Annotated in this window: 13 protein-coding genes; 7 read left to right on the top strand and 6 right to left on the bottom strand. The window is 72.7% G+C overall.

Going from position 1 to position 16039, the window contains the following annotated elements:
* Window positions 1-29 precede the first annotated feature (29 nt).
* Both ACL02T_RS13205 and ACL02T_RS13200 read left to right on the top strand, forming a co-directional pair.
* Window positions 30-635, top strand: coding sequence for a phosphatase PAP2 family protein (locus ACL02T_RS13205; protein ID WP_412830975.1), 606 nt, complete (start codon window positions 30-32; stop codon window positions 633-635).
* Window positions 635-1555: a decaprenyl-phosphate phosphoribosyltransferase gene (locus ACL02T_RS13200; RefSeq protein WP_412830974.1), complete on the top strand. Its 921-nt coding sequence runs from the start codon at window positions 635-637 to the stop codon at window positions 1553-1555. Before ACL02T_RS13205 ends, ACL02T_RS13200 begins: the two co-directional genes overlap by 1 nt.
* Here the strand turns inward: ACL02T_RS13200 and ACL02T_RS13195 are convergent.
* Complete coding sequence (locus ACL02T_RS13195; protein WP_412830973.1) at window positions 1546-2496, bottom strand: NAD-dependent epimerase/dehydratase family protein; 951 nt, start codon at window positions 2494-2496, stop codon at window positions 1546-1548. The genes ACL02T_RS13200 and ACL02T_RS13195 overlap by 10 nt on opposite strands.
* A gap of 114 nt (window positions 2497-2610) precedes the next feature.
* Here ACL02T_RS13195 and ACL02T_RS13190 point away from each other — a divergent pair, with 114 nt between their 5' ends.
* From ACL02T_RS13190 to ACL02T_RS13180, 3 genes are read left to right on the top strand one after another with little or no spacing between them, the layout of a single operon-like run.
* Window positions 2611-3336: a glycosyltransferase family 2 protein gene (locus ACL02T_RS13190; protein WP_412830972.1), complete on the top strand. Its 726-nt coding sequence runs from the start codon at window positions 2611-2613 to the stop codon at window positions 3334-3336.
* Between the two features lie 6 nt (window positions 3337-3342).
* Window positions 3343-3768 (top strand): DUF2304 domain-containing protein, encoded by a 426-nt coding sequence (locus tag ACL02T_RS13185; protein WP_412830971.1) that lies wholly within the window; start codon window positions 3343-3345, stop codon window positions 3766-3768.
* 31 nt (window positions 3769-3799) lie between these two features.
* Complete coding sequence (locus ACL02T_RS13180) at window positions 3800-5089, top strand: lipopolysaccharide biosynthesis protein (protein ID WP_412830970.1); 1290 nt, start codon at window positions 3800-3802, stop codon at window positions 5087-5089.
* Here the strand turns inward: ACL02T_RS13180 and ACL02T_RS13175 are convergent.
* On the bottom strand, window positions 5059-7086 hold the full coding sequence (locus ACL02T_RS13175; RefSeq protein ID WP_412830969.1) for a DUF6541 family protein: 2028 nt from the start codon (window positions 7084-7086) through the stop codon (window positions 5059-5061). The genes ACL02T_RS13180 and ACL02T_RS13175 overlap by 31 nt on opposite strands.
* Window positions 7087-7297: 211 nt before the next feature.
* Here ACL02T_RS13175 and ACL02T_RS13170 point away from each other — a divergent pair, with 211 nt between their 5' ends.
* Window positions 7298-8176 carry a glycosyltransferase family 2 protein gene (locus tag ACL02T_RS13170; protein ID WP_412830968.1) on the top strand — a complete coding sequence of 293 codons (879 nt, stop codon included), beginning with the start codon at window positions 7298-7300 and terminating at the stop codon, window positions 8174-8176.
* A gap of 18 nt (window positions 8177-8194) precedes the next feature.
* On the opposite strand, the gene ACL02T_RS13165 is transcribed toward ACL02T_RS13170, so the two are convergent.
* The 4 genes from ACL02T_RS13165 to ACL02T_RS13150 all read right to left on the bottom strand — a co-directional run bounded on the left by ACL02T_RS13165 (window position 8195) and on the right by ACL02T_RS13150 (window position 14692).
* Complete coding sequence (locus ACL02T_RS13165) at window positions 8195-9898, bottom strand: hypothetical protein (RefSeq protein WP_412830967.1); 1704 nt, start codon at window positions 9896-9898, stop codon at window positions 8195-8197.
* Between the two features lie 61 nt (window positions 9899-9959).
* The gene (locus tag ACL02T_RS13160) at window positions 9960-10757 is read right to left on the bottom strand and encodes a class I SAM-dependent methyltransferase (protein WP_412830966.1); all 798 of its coding nucleotides are present in this window, start codon (window positions 10755-10757) and stop codon (window positions 9960-9962) included.
* Window positions 10758-10788: 31 nt separating this feature from the next.
* Window positions 10789-12726, bottom strand: a complete 1938-nt coding sequence (locus ACL02T_RS13155) for a DUF6541 family protein (protein WP_412830965.1) — start codon at window positions 12724-12726, stop codon at window positions 10789-10791.
* Between the two features lie 235 nt (window positions 12727-12961).
* Window positions 12962-14692: a hypothetical protein gene (locus tag ACL02T_RS13150; protein WP_412830964.1), complete on the bottom strand. Its 1731-nt coding sequence runs from the start codon at window positions 14690-14692 to the stop codon at window positions 12962-12964.
* Window positions 14693-14834: 142 nt separating this feature from the next.
* Here ACL02T_RS13150 and glf point away from each other — a divergent pair, with 142 nt between their 5' ends.
* On the top strand, window positions 14835-16028 hold the full coding sequence (gene glf / locus ACL02T_RS13145; RefSeq protein WP_412830963.1) for a UDP-galactopyranose mutase: 1194 nt from the start codon (window positions 14835-14837) through the stop codon (window positions 16026-16028).
* The last annotated feature ends 11 nt before the right edge of the window (window positions 16029-16039 follow it).

The following is a 16039-nucleotide window of genomic DNA, read 5'->3' as shown; positions in this document are numbered from 1 at the left end:
CCCCGCCGTGTGCACGAGGAGGCCTGCCCGTGACCGACCGGTCGCTCGACGTACCGGCCGTGCCGGACGCACCCCACGCTCCGGAGGTACCGGCCGCCGCGTCGTCCGACTCCCTCCCGGTCGCACCGGAGCTGCGGGTGCTCGCCGCCGTGCAACGCGGGGTCGCCCGGCCGCGGACGGTCCCGGCGGCCCGGGGCCTGTCGCACTTCGGGGAGCACGCGGCCGGCTGGCTCGCGCTGGGCCTGGTCGGCGCCGCCGCCGACCGTCGCCGGCGCACCGAGTGGCTCGGGTCCGCCGCCGCCGTCGCCCTCGCCCACGGGGTGTCCATCGGGGTCAAGCGGGTCGTGCGCCGGCCCCGTCCCGAGCACCCGTCGGTCGAGGTGCTGGTGGGGACGCCGAGCCGGCTGTCCTTCCCGTCCTCGCACGCCACGTCGACCACCGCCGCCGCCGTGCTCTACGGCGGGTTGCTGCGGTCCCGCACGCCCCTGGCCGTCGTCCCGGTGATGGCGCTGTCCCGGCTGGTCCTGGGTGTGCACTACCCGTCCGACGTGGCGACGGGCGCGGCGCTCGGCGCCGGCGTCGCCCTCGCCGCCCGGCGCGTGATCCCGGGTCTGACCCACAGGAAGAAGCGCTGATGACCAGCACGGACGTACCCCCGACGGTGGAGGCCCCGCAGCGGACCCCGATCGGCCTGGTGGTCGGTGTCGTCAAGACGATGCGCCCGCGCCAGTGGGTCAAGAACGTCCTGGTGCTGGCCGCCCCGTTCGCCTCCGGCGACCTGTTCCAGGGTGCGGTGGCCGTCAAGCTTGCCGTCGCGTTCGTGGCGTTCTCGCTGGCCGCCTCGGGGGTCTACCTGGTCAACGACGCCAAGGACGTCGAGGCCGACCGGGCCCACCCGACCAAGCGCAACCGCCCGATCGCCGCCGGCATCGTCCCGGTCCCGGTGGCCTACACCGTGGCCGCGGTGTCGTTCGCCGCGGCGATCGCCCTGTCCCTGCTGGCCTCGCTGCAGCTGCTGATCGTGCTGGTCGTCTACGTCGCCGTGCAGCTCGCCTACTGCTTCTGGCTCAAGCACCAGCCGGTGCTCGACATCTGCATCGTCGCCTCCGGCTTCCTCATGCGTGCCATCGCCGGTGGTGTCGCCGCCGCCATCCCGCTGTCGCAGTGGTTCCTGCTCGCCGCCGGCTTCGGCTCCCTGTTCATGGTCGCCGGCAAGCGGTACGCCGAGATGATGCTGGCCGAGCGCACCGGCGCGAAGATCCGCAAGTCGCTGGAGTCCTACTCCCCGTCCTACCTGCGGTTCGTGTGGGCGCTCTCGGCCACCGTGCTGATCATGACCTACGGGTTGTGGGCCTTCGAGATCCGCGAGGCGCACCACAACTCGGTGTGGTCGGTGATCTCCATCGTCCCCTTCGTCGTCGCGGTGCTGCGCTACTCGGTCGACGTCGACAACGGCGACGGCGGGGAGCCCGAGGACATCGCCCTCGGCGACCGGGTCCTACAGGTCCTCGCGGTCGCGTGGGTCGCGATGCTGACCCTGGCGGTCTACGTCTGAGGGAGCTCCCTGATCCAGGCCAGCGTCGCCCGCAGGCCCTCGACCAGGCTGGTCCGCGCCGAGAACCCGAGTTCCTCGCGGGCCCGGGTGACGTCCAGGCAGCTGCGCAGCACCTCGCCCGGCCGGGCGGGCCGGAAGTCCGGTGCGAGGACGTCGAGTCCGGCGGCCGTGCGTACCTGCTCGACGAGCGTCAGCAGGTCGACCTCGGTGCCCGTGCCGACGTTGTAGACGGGGTGCGGGAGGTCGGCGGCGTCCACGGCAGCCAGGTTCGCCGCGACGATGTCGCCCACGAACACGTAGTCGCGGGTCTGCGTGCCGTCGCCGAAGATCGTCGGGCGCTGTCCGGCGAGGGCGGCTTCGCAGAAGATCGCGATCACGCCGGCGTCACCGCGGGGGTCCTGCCGTGGCCCGTACACGTTCCCGTAGCGCAGGGTGACGACGTCGAGTCCACGGGCCGAGCGGAACCACTCGGCGTAGGTCTCGACCGTCCGCTTGCTCAGGCCGTACGGGGACAGGGGAGCGGCCGGCGCGGCCTCCGGGGTCGGCACGACGCTCGTCTCGCCGTAGATCGCACCGCCGGTCGAGGTGTTGACGACGCGGCGGGCGCCGGCCTCGTGCGCGGCCGCGAGCACGTTCACCGAGCCCACGACGTTGATCGCGGCGTCGAGGGCGGGCTCGGCCATGGACTTCCGGACGTCGATCTGCGCGGCGAGGTGGCACACGACGTCGGGCCGGAACTCCGTCATCGCCGTGCGGAGCGTCGGACCGTCGCGGATGTCCGCCTCGACGAGCCGTGCGCCCTTCGCCAGCGCAGACCGCAGGTTGGCGAGGGAGCCCCGGCTGAGGTCGTCGACGACGAGCACCGTGGCCCCGCGGCCGAGCAGGGCGTCGACCAGGTGCGACCCGATGAACCCGGCCCCGCCGGTGACGACTGCACGCACGGGCGGGCAGTCTAGGCCGTCCGAGCCGATCGCCCGGGCAGCCGTGCCCCGGTGGCCCGGTGTCGTGGAGAGCCGTCTCGGGGGAGGAGCACCGCGACGATACGCTGCACCGACTTGACTGCACGGCGACCGGAGTACCTGATGTCCTTGTCCGACGGCCGGAACGACGACGTCTGGATCGTGATCCCGGTGTTCAACGAGCAGACGGTCATCGCGGAGGTCGTCGAGGAGGTCCGGCGCACCTTCCCGAACGTGGTCTGCGTCGACGACGGCAGCAGGGACGGATCGGCGGCGGCCATCCGCGCGACGGGCGCCCACCTCGTCCAGCACCCGATCAACCTGGGGCAGGGCGCTGCGCTGCAGACCGGTCTCGACTACGCGCGCCGGCGCGGCGGCGCGGAGCTCTTCGTGACGTTCGACGCCGACGGCCAGCACCGGGTCGCGGACGCGCAGCGGATGGTCGAGGTGGCCCGGTCCGGGGACGCGGACGTCGTGCTCGGCTCCCGGTTCCTCGACGACGCCCGCGAGGTGCCGCTGCTGAAGCGGATCGTGCTGCGCGTCGCCGCCGCGACCAGCAGCTCCGCCCGCCGGCTGAACCTCACCGACGCGCACAACGGCCTGCGGGTCTTCACCCGTGCGGTGGCCGACTCGCTGCACATCTCGATGAACGGGATGGCCCACGCGTCGGAGATCGTCAATCTCCTCGCCGTGTCGAACTGGCGTGTCCGGGAGGTGCCGGTGTCGATCCTCTACACCGAGTATTCGAAGAGCAAGGGTCAGTCGCTGGTCAACGGCGTCAACATCCTCTTCGATCTCTCGATCCGGCAGCGGGGGGCGTGATCGCAGGTGTTGATCCAGCTCGTCCTCCTGGTCGCGATCCTCGGCCTGCTGTTCCTGTTCGTCCGCAACAAGCACAGCGTGCGGATGCAGGCGGGCAAGCGGATCGGCCTGGTGCTGTTCGCCCTGGTCAACGTCTTCGCCGTGCTGCGGCCGGACGACGTGACGCTCGTCGCGCGCTGGCTCGGCGTCGGACGAGGGACCGACCTGCTGCTCTACCTGCTCGTGGTCGCGTTCCTGCTGGGCATGCTGAACTTCTACCTGCGCTTCCAGGGTGTGGACCGCCGGCTCACCGATCTGGCGCGTGCACTCGCGATCCGCGAGGCGGAGATCGTCAACCGCGAGCGGGGGGTGCTGCGGGCGGCGGACCCGCCGGAGCCGTACCCGACCGAGCGGCCCTCCGCCGAAGGCGAGTCGAGCAGCGGTGCGGCCTAGCGGGACCCGGCGGCCCGGCTCCTCCGCGGCCGTGCGCTCGACCCTCAACCTGGGCCTGGCGCTCGGTGTGTTCGGGGTGGCGGGGTACGTCTTCGTCGGGGTCGTCGGACACACGTTCGCCGACGACGCGCTCGCGGCCAGCCTGGGCGCGCTGACCTCGTTCTACTTCCTCACGAACATCATCGGGCCCGGGCTGTTCGGCGCGATCGAGCCGGAGACGAGCCGCGCCGTCAGCGCGAGCATCGCGCTCGGCCGACCCATCGGGCCGGCGGTCGGTCGGTCGGTCCGCGTCGCGGTCCTGCTGCTGCTCGGGTTCGTCGTCGTCACCGTGGGCCTGTGGCCGGTGATGTTGTCCCGGGTGCTCGCCGGTGACCTCGGTCTGCTGTTCGCGTTGCTCGTGGGTGGGGTCGGGGCGGCCGCGGTCTACGTGGTCCGCGGTGTGCTGAGCGGGACGCAGGCCTACGGCCGCTACGCCGCGACGTTCTACCTCGAGGGCGGGCTGCGCCTGGTGGTGTTCTCGGCGTTCCTCGCGTGGGGTGTCGCCGAGCCGGACGCCTTCGGGTTCGCCTTCTCCCTCGCCACCGTCGTGGCGGCGGCCGCCCTGATCCCCGCCCTGCCCCGCGACCGGTCGTCGACCGCCGGCGACGACGCGAGCGGCGCGGACCAGATCGGCCGGATGGGCAGGTCGACGGTCCAGCTCGCCGTCGCGGCCGTCCTGGTCCAGCTGATCGCCAACATCGGCCCGGTGGTCGTGACCTACCGGATGCCGGACCAGCTGCTCGAGGCCGGGTCCTTCGGGACCGCCTTCATCCTGGCCCGCATCCCGCTCGTCCTCTTCTCGCCGATCCAGGCGCTCCTGGTGCCGCGGCTGAGCGCCGCGGCGGCCGCGGGCGACCTGGCCCTGGTCCGGACCAGGATCACCCAGGCGGTGCTGGTCGTCCTGGCGGTGGGCCTCCCGGTCGTCGCCCTCGGCACGGCCGTCGGGCCGTGGTTCGTCCGCGTGGTCTTCAACGCCGCGGCGCCGCCCCAGCGCATCGTCTTCGGGCTGCTGGCGGTGTCCGCGGTGCTCATCATGCTGGCGCTGGTCCTGCAGCCCGCGCTGGTGGCCCTGCGGCAGCAGGGGACCGTCACCCTCGCGTGGGTCGTGGGTTCGGTCCTCTGCGTGGGGCTGCTCTTCGCCCCGCTCGACCCGATGGCGGCGGCACTGGTCGGCCAGCTCGTGGGGCCCGGGGCGGTACTGGCGATCAACGCGTTCCGGCTGCGGAGCATCTTCCGCGCCGGCGACGGGCGTCAGCCCGCGCCGCAGGCGGTGAGCCGGTAGAGCTGGTTCCCGCGCCCGTCGGCGGCGACGAGCCGGAAGCCGGTGTCGGGGGCGGCCAGGCCGGGGTAGTCCGCCGAGCGCTTGTCCCACGGCCAGAAGTCGGGCCGCCCGACCAGCAGGTGGTCGACGTGCAGCCGCCCTGCCGCCGCGCACACGTCGGGGTCGGTGGCGGCGTCCCGCAGCCGGGCGGCGAGCAGCAGTTGGTCGGCCGACCACGAGCCGACCATGTGGGGGAACAGCACCCTGTCCCCGTCGAGTGCCCAGAGCAGGGCACTGCCGCTCCACGGGTTCTGCGCCACGACCGAGCCGGGCGGGACGAGCGCCGCGACCCGGGCGAAGAAGGCGCGCTCCGCCGGGTCGACGAGCTCCAGCGCGCCGGTCGGGGCGTAGGTCTCGCGCAGGAAGTCGGCGTGGTCGCGGACGTAGAGGCCACTGGAGGCCAGGACGAGGAGGGTGAGCACCACGACGGTGCCGACGGTCGAGCGCCGCAGCCGGCTGCGCGTGGTGGTCGCGACGTCGGACCAGCCCGCCGGGGCCGACGGGTCGCCGCCCCGGAGGCGGACGGCGCCGAGGGCGGAGCCACACCACAGGATGCCGAGAACCGCGAGTGGCACCCCGGTCACGGGGACGAGCGCCGCCAGCCGGTAGGGGTCGTTGTACCAGAAGCCGGTGAGCAGGGCCGCCGTCGGCGTTTCGAGCCCCGAGGCCAGCACGAAGAGGCCTGCTGCCAGCAGGTGCGCCGGGACGAGCCAGGAACTGACGGTCCTGCCCGCCGCGACGACGATGCCCACCACGACGAACGCCGAGATCGCCCACGCCGCGTCCTGACGGTTGGTCGCGTTGAGCAGGACCTCACCGGCGGCCTGCGTGGGTCGCTGGTAGGCCGGCCAGTCGAAGGCCCGGACGCCGTCGAACAGCGGTGAGGTCGCCAGGAAGGCGCCGATCCCGACCGCGGCGGCGGCCACGACCCCCAGGATCACGAGCGACAGCCACCACCGGCCCCCGCGCCCGATCGTCAGCACGCCGCGGACGAGCGCCCACAGGAGCACGGGCAGGGCGAGGACACCGAGGCCGAGCACGGCGTTCGGGTGGGCGAGGCCGAGCGCCACGGCACCCACGACCAGCAGGAGCAGCGCTGCCGGGCGGGTGAGGGCGGCGTCGTCACGGCCCACCCGGAACAGGACCGTGACCAGTGCCAGCTCGGCCGGGACGAGCGCGGTGCCGAGCAGGTTCGGCCAGAGCACGCCGAAGGTCATCAGCGCCCAGGGGAACGCGATGAACCCGACCGCCACGAGCGGGGTGGCCAGTGCTGCGGTGGCGGAGCATCCCGCGACCCGGCGGACCAGCGCGAGGCAGCAGAGTGGCCAGGCGAGGGCGGCCACCGCGATGGCGAGCGCATTGGAGGCCAGCGGGATCGACGCCCCGGTGGTCAGCACGACCAGCGAGACCAGGTCGTGCCAGGCGGCCGGGTAGAAGGCCGAGGCGGCGCCGGGATTGTTCAGCGTCCCGACCGCCAGGGACGACGCGTTGCCGGTGGCGAGGATCTGGGCGACCGCGTTGTCGTGGAAGACCGCGTCGTAGGTCTGGGACAGGGCATCGGGGGTGCCCATGCCCAGCCGCGCGGTGACGAGCGTCAGCAGGGCCGCGCCGAGGAGCCCGGCGAGGGCCCCCGCCACGGGCCGCCGCCCGTCGGACTCGGTGCTCGGTCCGGACGAGGGCCGCACACGCCGCACTCCGAGGCGCACCAGGAGCGTCAGGGCGGCGAGGGCGGCAGCCGGGAGGACCGCGACCACGGCCGACCACCGGATGCCGGCCGCGCCCGCCAGGACCCCGGCCACCGCGGCCGAGCCCACGCCGACCAGGGGGGCGAGGGCCCAGGCGGTGACGCCCCGCAGCCGTGCCGCGTACGTGACGAGGAGACCGGGGACGACCAGCCAGCCCGCCGCGACCAGGACCACAGGCACCGCCTGCAGCCAGCTGCCCGCTCCTCCACCCATGAATGCCGCTCCGAACCCGTGCCGACGTGCGGTGGGACACGCTAGCGCGTGCCCTCGACGGTGCACTCTGCCGTGCCGGGGGTGTGCCCGTGGTGCGCGCACGCCCTACGGTGCGCAGTCGCTCCTTCCCGACCCGCCCCCGGCGAGCCCGCCGGCGACGCGTGATGCCGCTTCGCTAGCGTTGCGGCGCAACTACGGCCGGGAAGGGTTCATGAGCGTCGTCGACATCATGCTGCCGTTCTACGGTGATCCGGCGCTGCTGCGCCGCGCCGTCGAGAGCGTGCGCGCCCAGCGGTGCACGGACTGGCGGATGACGGTCGTCGACGACGGCTACCCGGACCCCTCGATCGGCCCCTGGTTCGCCGGGCTCGGCGACGAGCGCATCCGCTACCGCCGCAACCCGGCCCGCCTCGGCGCGCAGTCGAACAACCGCTGGTGCCTGGAGGCGGTCGAGCTCGAGTACTTCGTCATGATGGGCGCGGACGACCTGATGCTGCCCGGCTATCTCGACCGGGTCCTCGCCCTGCACGACCGGTATCCGTCGGCGGCGGTCGTGCAGCCCGGGGTGGAGGTCATCGACGGAGAGGACCGCGTGGTCCGCACGCTCGCGGACTCGGTCAAGCGGCTGCTCTCGCCGGGACGCGGGGTCCGGGAGCTCGGTGGGGAGGCGCTCGCCGCGAGCCTCCTGCACGGCAACTGGCTCTACAACCCGTCGCTGTGCTGGCGCAGCTCCGCCCTGAAGACGATCGCGGTCCCCGAGTCCACCGACGTCTTCGACCTCGCGCTCCCGCTGGAGGTGGTCTCCGCGGGTGGCACGATCCTGGTCGACGACGAGGTGTGCTTCCGGTACCGGCGCTACCGCACCAGCGACTCGGGGTCCGCGGCGATCAGCGGAGACCGGTTCGCGGAGGAGGCCCGGTTCTTCCGCTCCGCCGAGACCGCCATGGTCGCGAGGGGCTGGCCGCGGGCGGCGAAGGCCGCGCGCCTGCACTTCTCGTCACGCCTGAACGCGGCGTGCCGGCTCCCCGGCGCCGTCCTGCGCCGGGACACGGCGGCGCTGCGGCTCCTCGCCGGGCACCTCGCCGGCTGACGTCGGCCGCTGCGTCGCTCACAGCGCCGTGGCGCCTCGCTCCAGGGTGTCCCCGCAGGACGCCAGGGGAGCCGCCTTTTGGTAGTGCGCCCACCGGGGCATGACGGTCCGCTCAGCCGCGTCGCGGAGCATCTGCAGCTGTGCCGGGGAGACGAGGTCGGCCCGGACCCAGAGGCCGGAGACGGGATCCACGTCCTCCACCTTCACGTACCCCGCCATCCTGGGATCCGCGAGCAGACCGGTCGACGTCGACCACCACCCGTGTGTCTTGAGCAGTTCCGGCCGGACGACGTCGAACACGTGGTCCCGAAGCCCCGCCATGTCGTCGGCCGCCCAGAGCGCAGCCATCTTCGCGTCCGTGAGGCCGACGAGATCGACGAGCCTGAGTCGGCTCACGAGGCCGGCTCCCCCCATGTCCGGTGCGACCAGGGTGGCGCGGTCGAGATGCAGCAGGTCGGCGTACAGGTTCGGGCCGGCACCGGTGTTGGCGGCGACGACGCACAGCGGCACGGTCGGGGCGGCGCGGAACTCGCGGGCCTGCCCCACGAACCCGAAGCAGGAGGATGCGGCCCCGACCACCACGACGGCCGCGGCCAAGGCTCGCCCTCGCCGAGCGAGCAAACCGGCGACGGACCCACCGGCCAGCACCACGGCGAACGAGAACAGTGGCCACACCGGGGAGGCGAACCGCTGCTGTCCCATTTGGTCCGGCTCGAGGACGACATATGCGACCACGGCCAGTGCGAGCGGCACCAGCCAGACGATCAACGCGTCCCGCAGACGTGACGGACGGGCCAGCGCGGCACCGACCGCGAGAGCGCCGATCACGACCGTCGACCAGCCGAGGTGGACGACGAGCTCACCGGGGCGAGCCAGGCTCTCGATGCCCGGCAGTCCCTGCGCCTTCGCGAGAGCGGTGTTGGGGAGCAACTCGCCGAAGGTGGCTGCGCGCCAGGCGAAGTACCCCGCGACGGGGAGCGCGAAGGCTCCCAGCGAGGTCGCGACGGCCCGGCCGACCACCCGGGCAGGCTGGGGGCGGGCGCTCACCAGCACCGCGAGGGGGAACGCCGCCCCGTAGACCAGGCCGTCCGGGCGGGTCAATGCGGCGAGAGCCGCGAGCAGACCACAGATCGTCGCCGTCCTGGAGGTCGTCAGGCGACCGGCGGCGGCCGCCCGGGCCAGGACTGCCGCGATGCCCGTCGCAGTGAGCGCCAGCAGCGAGTTCTCCAGTCCCGACACGACCCAGATCACGAACGAGGGCACGGTGGCCGTCGCCGATCCGGCGATCACGGTGACGAGCACCGGCCGACGAGTCACGTACCGTGCCGTCGCGTACATGCACGCGAAGACGCCGGCGGCACACAGCAACCCGAGCACCTTGGGAAACAGCACGTAGTCGGGAATGCCGAACCAGGCGCCGTGGTCGAACACGCCGAGCCAGCGACCGAGTACCAGCAGCGCCAGCCACGCCGGATTCGAATAGCCCTCGACGGGGTCGACGCCGGGCTGCAGCACGGGGCCGGCACCGGTCGCGATCGAACGGGCGTAGGCGAAGGTGATCGCGGCGTCGTCCACGATCCAGCGGCCGTACACCAGGCCGTGCAGGCCCGTCAGCACGGTCGGGATCGCGACGGCCAGTGGGGGACCGAGCCTGCTCGTCGTCGAGCGCGCCCGTGAAGGGGTGGCTGCAATCCCTGCTTCGGGGGTTCGTGCGACAGTCACGGTCACCTCGAGGAGTGTCTCGGGCGAGGCGTTCGAACGGATGGACGAGCCGCTGACCCGTTCAGGCGTTCCCTCGGTCGTTCGTCGGCCGCTGCTTCACCGCCACGACCAGCAGCGCTTTCGAGATCGTCCAGAGCGCGGGCCAGCGGCGCAAGGCCCGGACCCCCCACCGGTAGAGGGCCGACCCGCCACCCTCGGCGAGCGAGACGTCGCCGGGCAGGGTGAAGTGGGGGTCCAGGCCCGGCGCGTCCTCGACGAGCCGCCGCAGCCGGCGCGCGGTGGGCGCGTAGCTGGCGTCGCGGTAGTCCGTGCCCCTGCCCGAGAGCCGCAGGTAGCGCGTGGCGAGCGGCAGCGGCAGGTAGCTGAGGAAGGGCAGCGTGTAGTGCGCCTCGATCGGCCAGAGCTTGTTCGGCACCAGGATGTACACCACCCCGCCCGGGCGCAGGCAGTGGCTCACGCGCTCGAGGGCGAGATGCTGGTCGGGCAGGTGCTCCAGCACGTTGTCCAGGACCACGACGTCGAAGGCGCCGCCGTCACTGCCGGTGCCGAGGGACTCCACCCCGGCCCTGCGGAAGGCGAAGGGGGGCGTGGAGGTGCGGGCGAGCTCGCCGGCGTGCTCGGCGAGGAGTTCGTTCGGCTCGACGCCGACCACCTCGTGAGCCAGTCGGGCGAGCTCGGCGGAGGTGTGTCCGTAGCCGCACCCGACGTCGAGCACCCGCGCATCGGCGAACGGGATGTCGAGGAAGGGTTCGGTCGTCAGCTTGATCTGGGTCGCGAACCCCGCCGCGAGTCGGCGGCGCTCCGCCATCCGCAGCGAACGACGTTCGTACTCGGGCAGTGCGCTCACGTTGCCGGCCACGCCTCCCAGCGTGATGGGTGGCGGACGACGCTCACCCGGCGACCCGGTAGATTCGCACGTCGCCGTCGACCCGGAGGAGCTCCAGCCCCGCCGCCCGCTCGAGCCCCGTCATTCCGGGCACATGGCGGTCGCCGGCGATGAAGCCCTGTCCGATCACGGCGTACCGCACGCCGAGCCGGTGTGCTGCGGCTGTGACGGCGTGATCGGTGCCGATGCGGTTGAAGGCCTGGTAGAGGAGCTTCCGGTCGGCGTCCAGCTCGACGTGTGCCTGCTGTCGGCGCAGGGGAGTGGCGAACACCGGCCGCACTCCCGCCAGCGCCCACATCGCTGCGGACCCGTCGTTGGGGTCGTTCATCACCTTCTCCCCGGCCGGAACGAGGCGGGAGAGCTCCTCGTAGGTTCGTTGCTCCGCTGCGTCCACGGACCCGTCCGGCACGAACTCGACCGCCAGCCGCGCTTCGTTGCGCTCCTGGTACAGGCCGCCGGTGGCCACGACGAGAACGGTCGCGACGGCGAGGCCGGCGCCGTAGGGCACGATGCCCGATCGACGGAGCGACGGCCCAGGCACGGGTCGGAGCCTGTCGACCAGGGACCGGAGTGCGTCGTGGACGACGACGAGCCCCGCGGCCGCCGGGACCACGGCCGCCATGCCCCACAACGCCGCGAACCGCCACCTGTCGTTCCACCACGGCGCGGTCAGCAGGGCGACCGTCCCGCCCTCGTACGAGGCGGCCGCCACGTACAGCCCGGCGAACAGCGCACCTGCCACGACGATCCACGCCATCGGCGCGAGTGCGCGTCGCTGGAGCACCGCGAGCACCACGAGGCCGGCGAGCCAGTACTGCGGGTAGGCCTGACCGTGACTGAAGGTCAGCATGGCGCCGACCGCATCACCGGCACGGACGTCGGCCGGCCAGTCGTACGCGAGCCCGCCGGCCGCGCCGAGGCCGGCGACCACGAGCGGGAGACCCAGCACGAGGGCGGCACAGGCGGACGCTGCAAGGGCGCCGAGGTCCCTCGGCGTGACTCCCTCACCCCGCGCCACCTGGACGAGCAACGCGGCTCCGAAGACCACCGCCGCGATGAGCACGCTCGGGTGGACGGCCAGCGCACCGAGCGCACCCGCCCCCAGCGCGACCGGAAGACCGACGGGCGCCGCGCCACGCTGATGCAGGACCGCGGCCACCAGCGCGAGGAGAGCCGGAACCAGGGCGACGCCGGTGGCGAAGGGGAAGAGCGGGCCCCACGACAGGACGTCGTAGGGGAAGGCGGTGAACGCGCAGGCGAGCAGGGCAGCGGAGGCCGCGAGCGCAGCGCGGGCCCTGCAGGCGCGCAGCAGGGCGACCAGACCGAGGGCGAAGGCCCCGGGCAGCACGACGACGACGGCGTTGATCACCGCGACCGCGGATGCGCCCGTGAGCATCACGGCCGTCGCTCCGAGCACATGGAACCCGTTGGGATAGAAGAAGTCGTCCGGGGTCGATCCGGTGAGCACCTGCAGCGCGCTCGGCGCGGATTGTCCGCTCTCGGCGATGAAGGTGATCCCGTTCATGTGCCAGAACGCGTCCCACCACTGCGGAGTAGCCGTGAGTCCCCGTGTGGCGAACCACCCGTTCATCGCGCCGACGGCGCCACTGACGACGACAGCGGATGCGACGGCGACGTGTTGCGGCGCCTTCCAGTGCGGCCGCTCTTCCGCGGCGGGCGGATCCGCGGGGAAGAACGTGGACAGGAGGCGTCCGCACAGGAATACCGCACACGACAACACCACCGCAGACCCGGCGAGTGCGATCGGGGACCAGCGCAGGCCCAGCAGGGGCAGCAGCGACCCGGCGGCGCCGATGAGACCGAGCGTCAGCAACGGGCCCGCAGCGGCGAGTAACCAGCCTCGGAGACCGGCGCTCGCCCCGATCAGGAGACCGGGCAGGAGAGCGACGAGGACGACGGGGATGAGGACGTTCAGCGTCACAGTCGCTCCTGCCCGTTCAGGGTCGATGAGGCTGGGGTGCGTCGGACGCTAGTGAGGCAGGACGTCCTGGACGCGACGACGTCAGTAGCGCGTCCGGGTGCACTTCCGGCGAATGCACGCGGCGTACGAGATGCGGCGGTTCCGCGAATCGGCTTCTCGCGTCGCTGCGGCCTTCGGGGCCCGTACTCGGATCGATTCACGGACACCTCCTCGCCGGGCGCTCGGGCGAACGCCGTCACGGTGTTCCCGTGACCGGTTCACCTCGTTCAGGCCGTCCGTCCGCCGCCTGCGCCCGACGGATGTCGTCCAGCAACTCGGGCACGTTCGCGACGCATCGTGTCGGTGCGGAGTACGCCGGGCATCGGCCGTCCGGCTGCCGCACCATCTGCGCGGCGTAGGCGAGCACCCCCACGGAGTTGTCGGCACGGGGCATGTGGCGGTCGGCGACGGACGATCCCATCCACAGGGCGAGCAGGACCGCTCCGGCGAGCACCCCGGCGTGCGGGAGCCCCGCCCGGGTGCCCCGCACCCGGGAACCGGAGGCCTGTGCGGCCCGCACCCGCTTCGCTGCTGCCCGAACCGCGAGGACGGTCAGGACGAGGAGGCAGAACAGGATCTGCGCCGACGTGCGGGGCCACAGCTGGACCGACTGGGTCCCGTACATCTGCGAGGCGAGCCAGAGCCGCAGGAGCCAGGCGCTCACCAGGAACGAGCACATCACGACCACCGTCGTCGAGCGGCCGGCGAGACCGACGGCGGCACAGAGCCCGACCACGAGGAGCACGGCGAACACGCCGACCCCACCGAGCTCACCGGGCGGTGGCCAGGTGCCGACGTCGCCGGGCAGGTCGCTCCGCCACATCGAGATGTAGGCGGGGTCGACGAACGTGTCGAAGTAGAAGTAGGTGTCCCTGGTCGAGCTCGCGTTGGCGAGCATGTCGACGAGCTGGCGACCCACGACGACCAGGAAGCTCGCCGCGGCGACGAGCACCAGGACGGCACCACGCGCCGCCCGTCGCCAGGGGAACAGCGCGAGCGCCGCGACGAGCGCGCCCGGGACCGACCACACGAACCAGCCGTAGTAGAGGAGGAACAACAGGCCGGCGGCGACCCCGAGCCCTGCCCCCGTGGCGAGGATCCGGCCCCACGGCAGGTCGGCCGAGCGGCGGAGCGTCCCCACCAGCGCGACCAGCAGGGGCAGCAGCACCACGAGGACCACGTTGGCGTGCGGCTTGTACGGCTCGATCAGGGGGACCGCCGCGACGAGTGTGACGGCGAGCGCCCAGCCTGGACCGAGGACGAGCCGCCAGGCGAGGTAGGCCACCGGACCGAAGAGGGCGGTCCCGGCGATCTGCCACCAGCGCAGCGCGGAGGCCGTCGACATCCCGGACCAGTCGGTGAGCCGGGCGACGAGGTGGAGGATGCCGGGGGGATAGCTCACCGGGATGTTCCCGGTGGTGCGGAGGACCTCCGCCCACTCGGCGAGGCGGCCCGAGTCGCCGGCGTCGGCGAAGAGCGGCCAGGTGGTGCCCCTGAGGGCCAGCGCGACCCCTGCGGCGACCAGCCCGGTGGCCAGACCCGCCAGCACCGCGCAACCGAGCCGGAAGGCCGTGGCCCGCCAGGCGGGTTCGGCACCGGCGGCCGCGACGAGCAGGACCACCGGGAGGGCCAGGACCAGGAACCGGAGGTCGAGGCCTGCGAGACCGCTCACCTGGCCGACCCGGTCGAGCGGGTCGACCGTGACCGTGCGCCCGAACAGGAGGAGGAGAGCGGCGGCTCCGACGGCCGACACCGCCTCCAGCGCCCACCCCGTCGCACGGCGCGCCGGCCCGAGACCGGGACGGAGCCGGCCGGGCAGCAGTCGTCGCACCTCGGGGCGTCCGGGGTCGGTCCGGGCGAGGTCCGGCCCGCTGCCCTGGGTTCGTCCGACGATGCCGACCTTCGAGACCGTCGGGTCACCCTCCATGTGCAGACGCTAGCGCGAGCAGCGCTCCGTGCCGGGACCTGGTGGTGACGGCGTGGTGCCGGCGGGCACCAGGTCCCTCGGTTCGGCAGGTCGGCCGGGGCGCGCACGATCCGCGAGGTCAGCGCCGCTACCCTCGGTGCCCGTGACTGACGCACAGTTCGACCTGGTCGTGGTGGGCTCGGGCTTCTTCGGGCTGACGATCGCGGAGCGGGCCGCCGCCGAACTGGGCAAGAAGGTCCTCGTGCTCGAGCGGCGGCCCCACATCGGCGGCAACGCCTACTCCGAGCCCGAGCCGGAGACCGGGATCGAGATCCACAAGTACGGGGCGCACCTCTTCCACACGTCGAACAAGCGGGTGTGGGAGTACTGCAACCGTTTCACCGACTTCACCGGCTACCAGCACCGGGTCTTCGCCCGCTACCGGGACCAGGTCTACGCGTTCCCGATGAACCTGGCCCTGATCAACCAGTTCTTCGGCAGGTCGCACACGCCCGACGAGGCGCGGGCCCTGATCGCCGAGCAGGCCTCCGAGGTCGACACCGCGCAGGCGGAGAACCTCGAGGAGAAGGCGATCTCGCTGATCGGGCGCCCGCTGTACGAGGCGTTCGTGAAGGGCTACACGGCCAAGCAGTGGCAGACCGACCCGACGAAGCTGAGCCCGTCGATCATCACGCGCCTCCCGGTCCGCTACACCTTCGACAACCGCTACTTCAACGACACCTACGAGGGCCTGCCCGTCGACGGGTACACCGCGTGGCTCGAGCGGATGGCGGACCACCCCGACATCGAGGTCCGGTTGGACACGGACTACTTCGCGGTCCGCGACGAGCTGCCGGCCGGCATCCCGACCGTGTACACCGGTCCGCTCGACCGCTACTTCGGCTACGCCGAGGGCGAGCTCTCGTGGCGGACGCTGGACTTCGAGATGGAGGTCCTGCACGACACGGGGGACTTCCAGGGCACCTCCGTCATGAACTACAACGACGAGGGGGTCCCCTTCACCCGGATCCACGAGTTCCGGCACTTCCACCCGGAGCGGGACTACCCGAAGGACAAGACGGTCATCGTCCGCGAGTACTCGCGCTTCGCCGAGTCCGGCGACGAGCCCTACTACCCGGTGGGCACCGCCGAGGACCGGGCCAAGCTCGAGCGGTACCGGGAGCTGGCGCGCAAGGAGACCGCGGACCGCAACGTGCTGTTCGGCGGCCGCCTCGGCACCTACAAGTACCTCGACATGCACATGGCGATCGGCTCCGCGCTGACCATGTTCGACAACCGCATCACCCCGCACTTCGTCGAGGGCAAGGCGCTGAGCGGGACCGAGGCCGAGGACTAGGAGCCGAGGAC

It is taken from the genome of Pseudonocardia oceanicola (assembly GCF_047200735.1).
Taxonomy (GTDB): domain Bacteria; phylum Actinomycetota; class Actinomycetes; order Mycobacteriales; family Pseudonocardiaceae; genus Pseudonocardia.
Note: the sequence above shows the minus strand (reverse complement) of the source record. Positions and strands in the feature narration are given on the sequence as shown.

Excerpts from the sequence above, each read along its gene's own strand:
- ACL02T_RS13170 (WP_412830968.1), top strand. The coding sequence starts at position 7,298 with ATGAGCGTCGTCGACATCATGCTGCCGTTCTACGGTGATCCGGCGCTG.
- ACL02T_RS13200 (WP_412830974.1), top strand. The coding sequence starts at position 635 with ATGACCAGCACGGACGTACCCCCGACGGTGGAGGCCCCGCAGCGGACC.
- ACL02T_RS13175 (WP_412830969.1), bottom strand. The coding sequence starts at position 7,086 with ATGGGTGGAGGAGCGGGCAGCTGGCTGCAGGCGGTGCCTGTGGTCCTG.
- ACL02T_RS13150 (WP_412830964.1), bottom strand. The coding sequence starts at position 14,692 with ATGGAGGGTGACCCGACGGTCTCGAAGGTCGGCATCGTCGGACGAACC.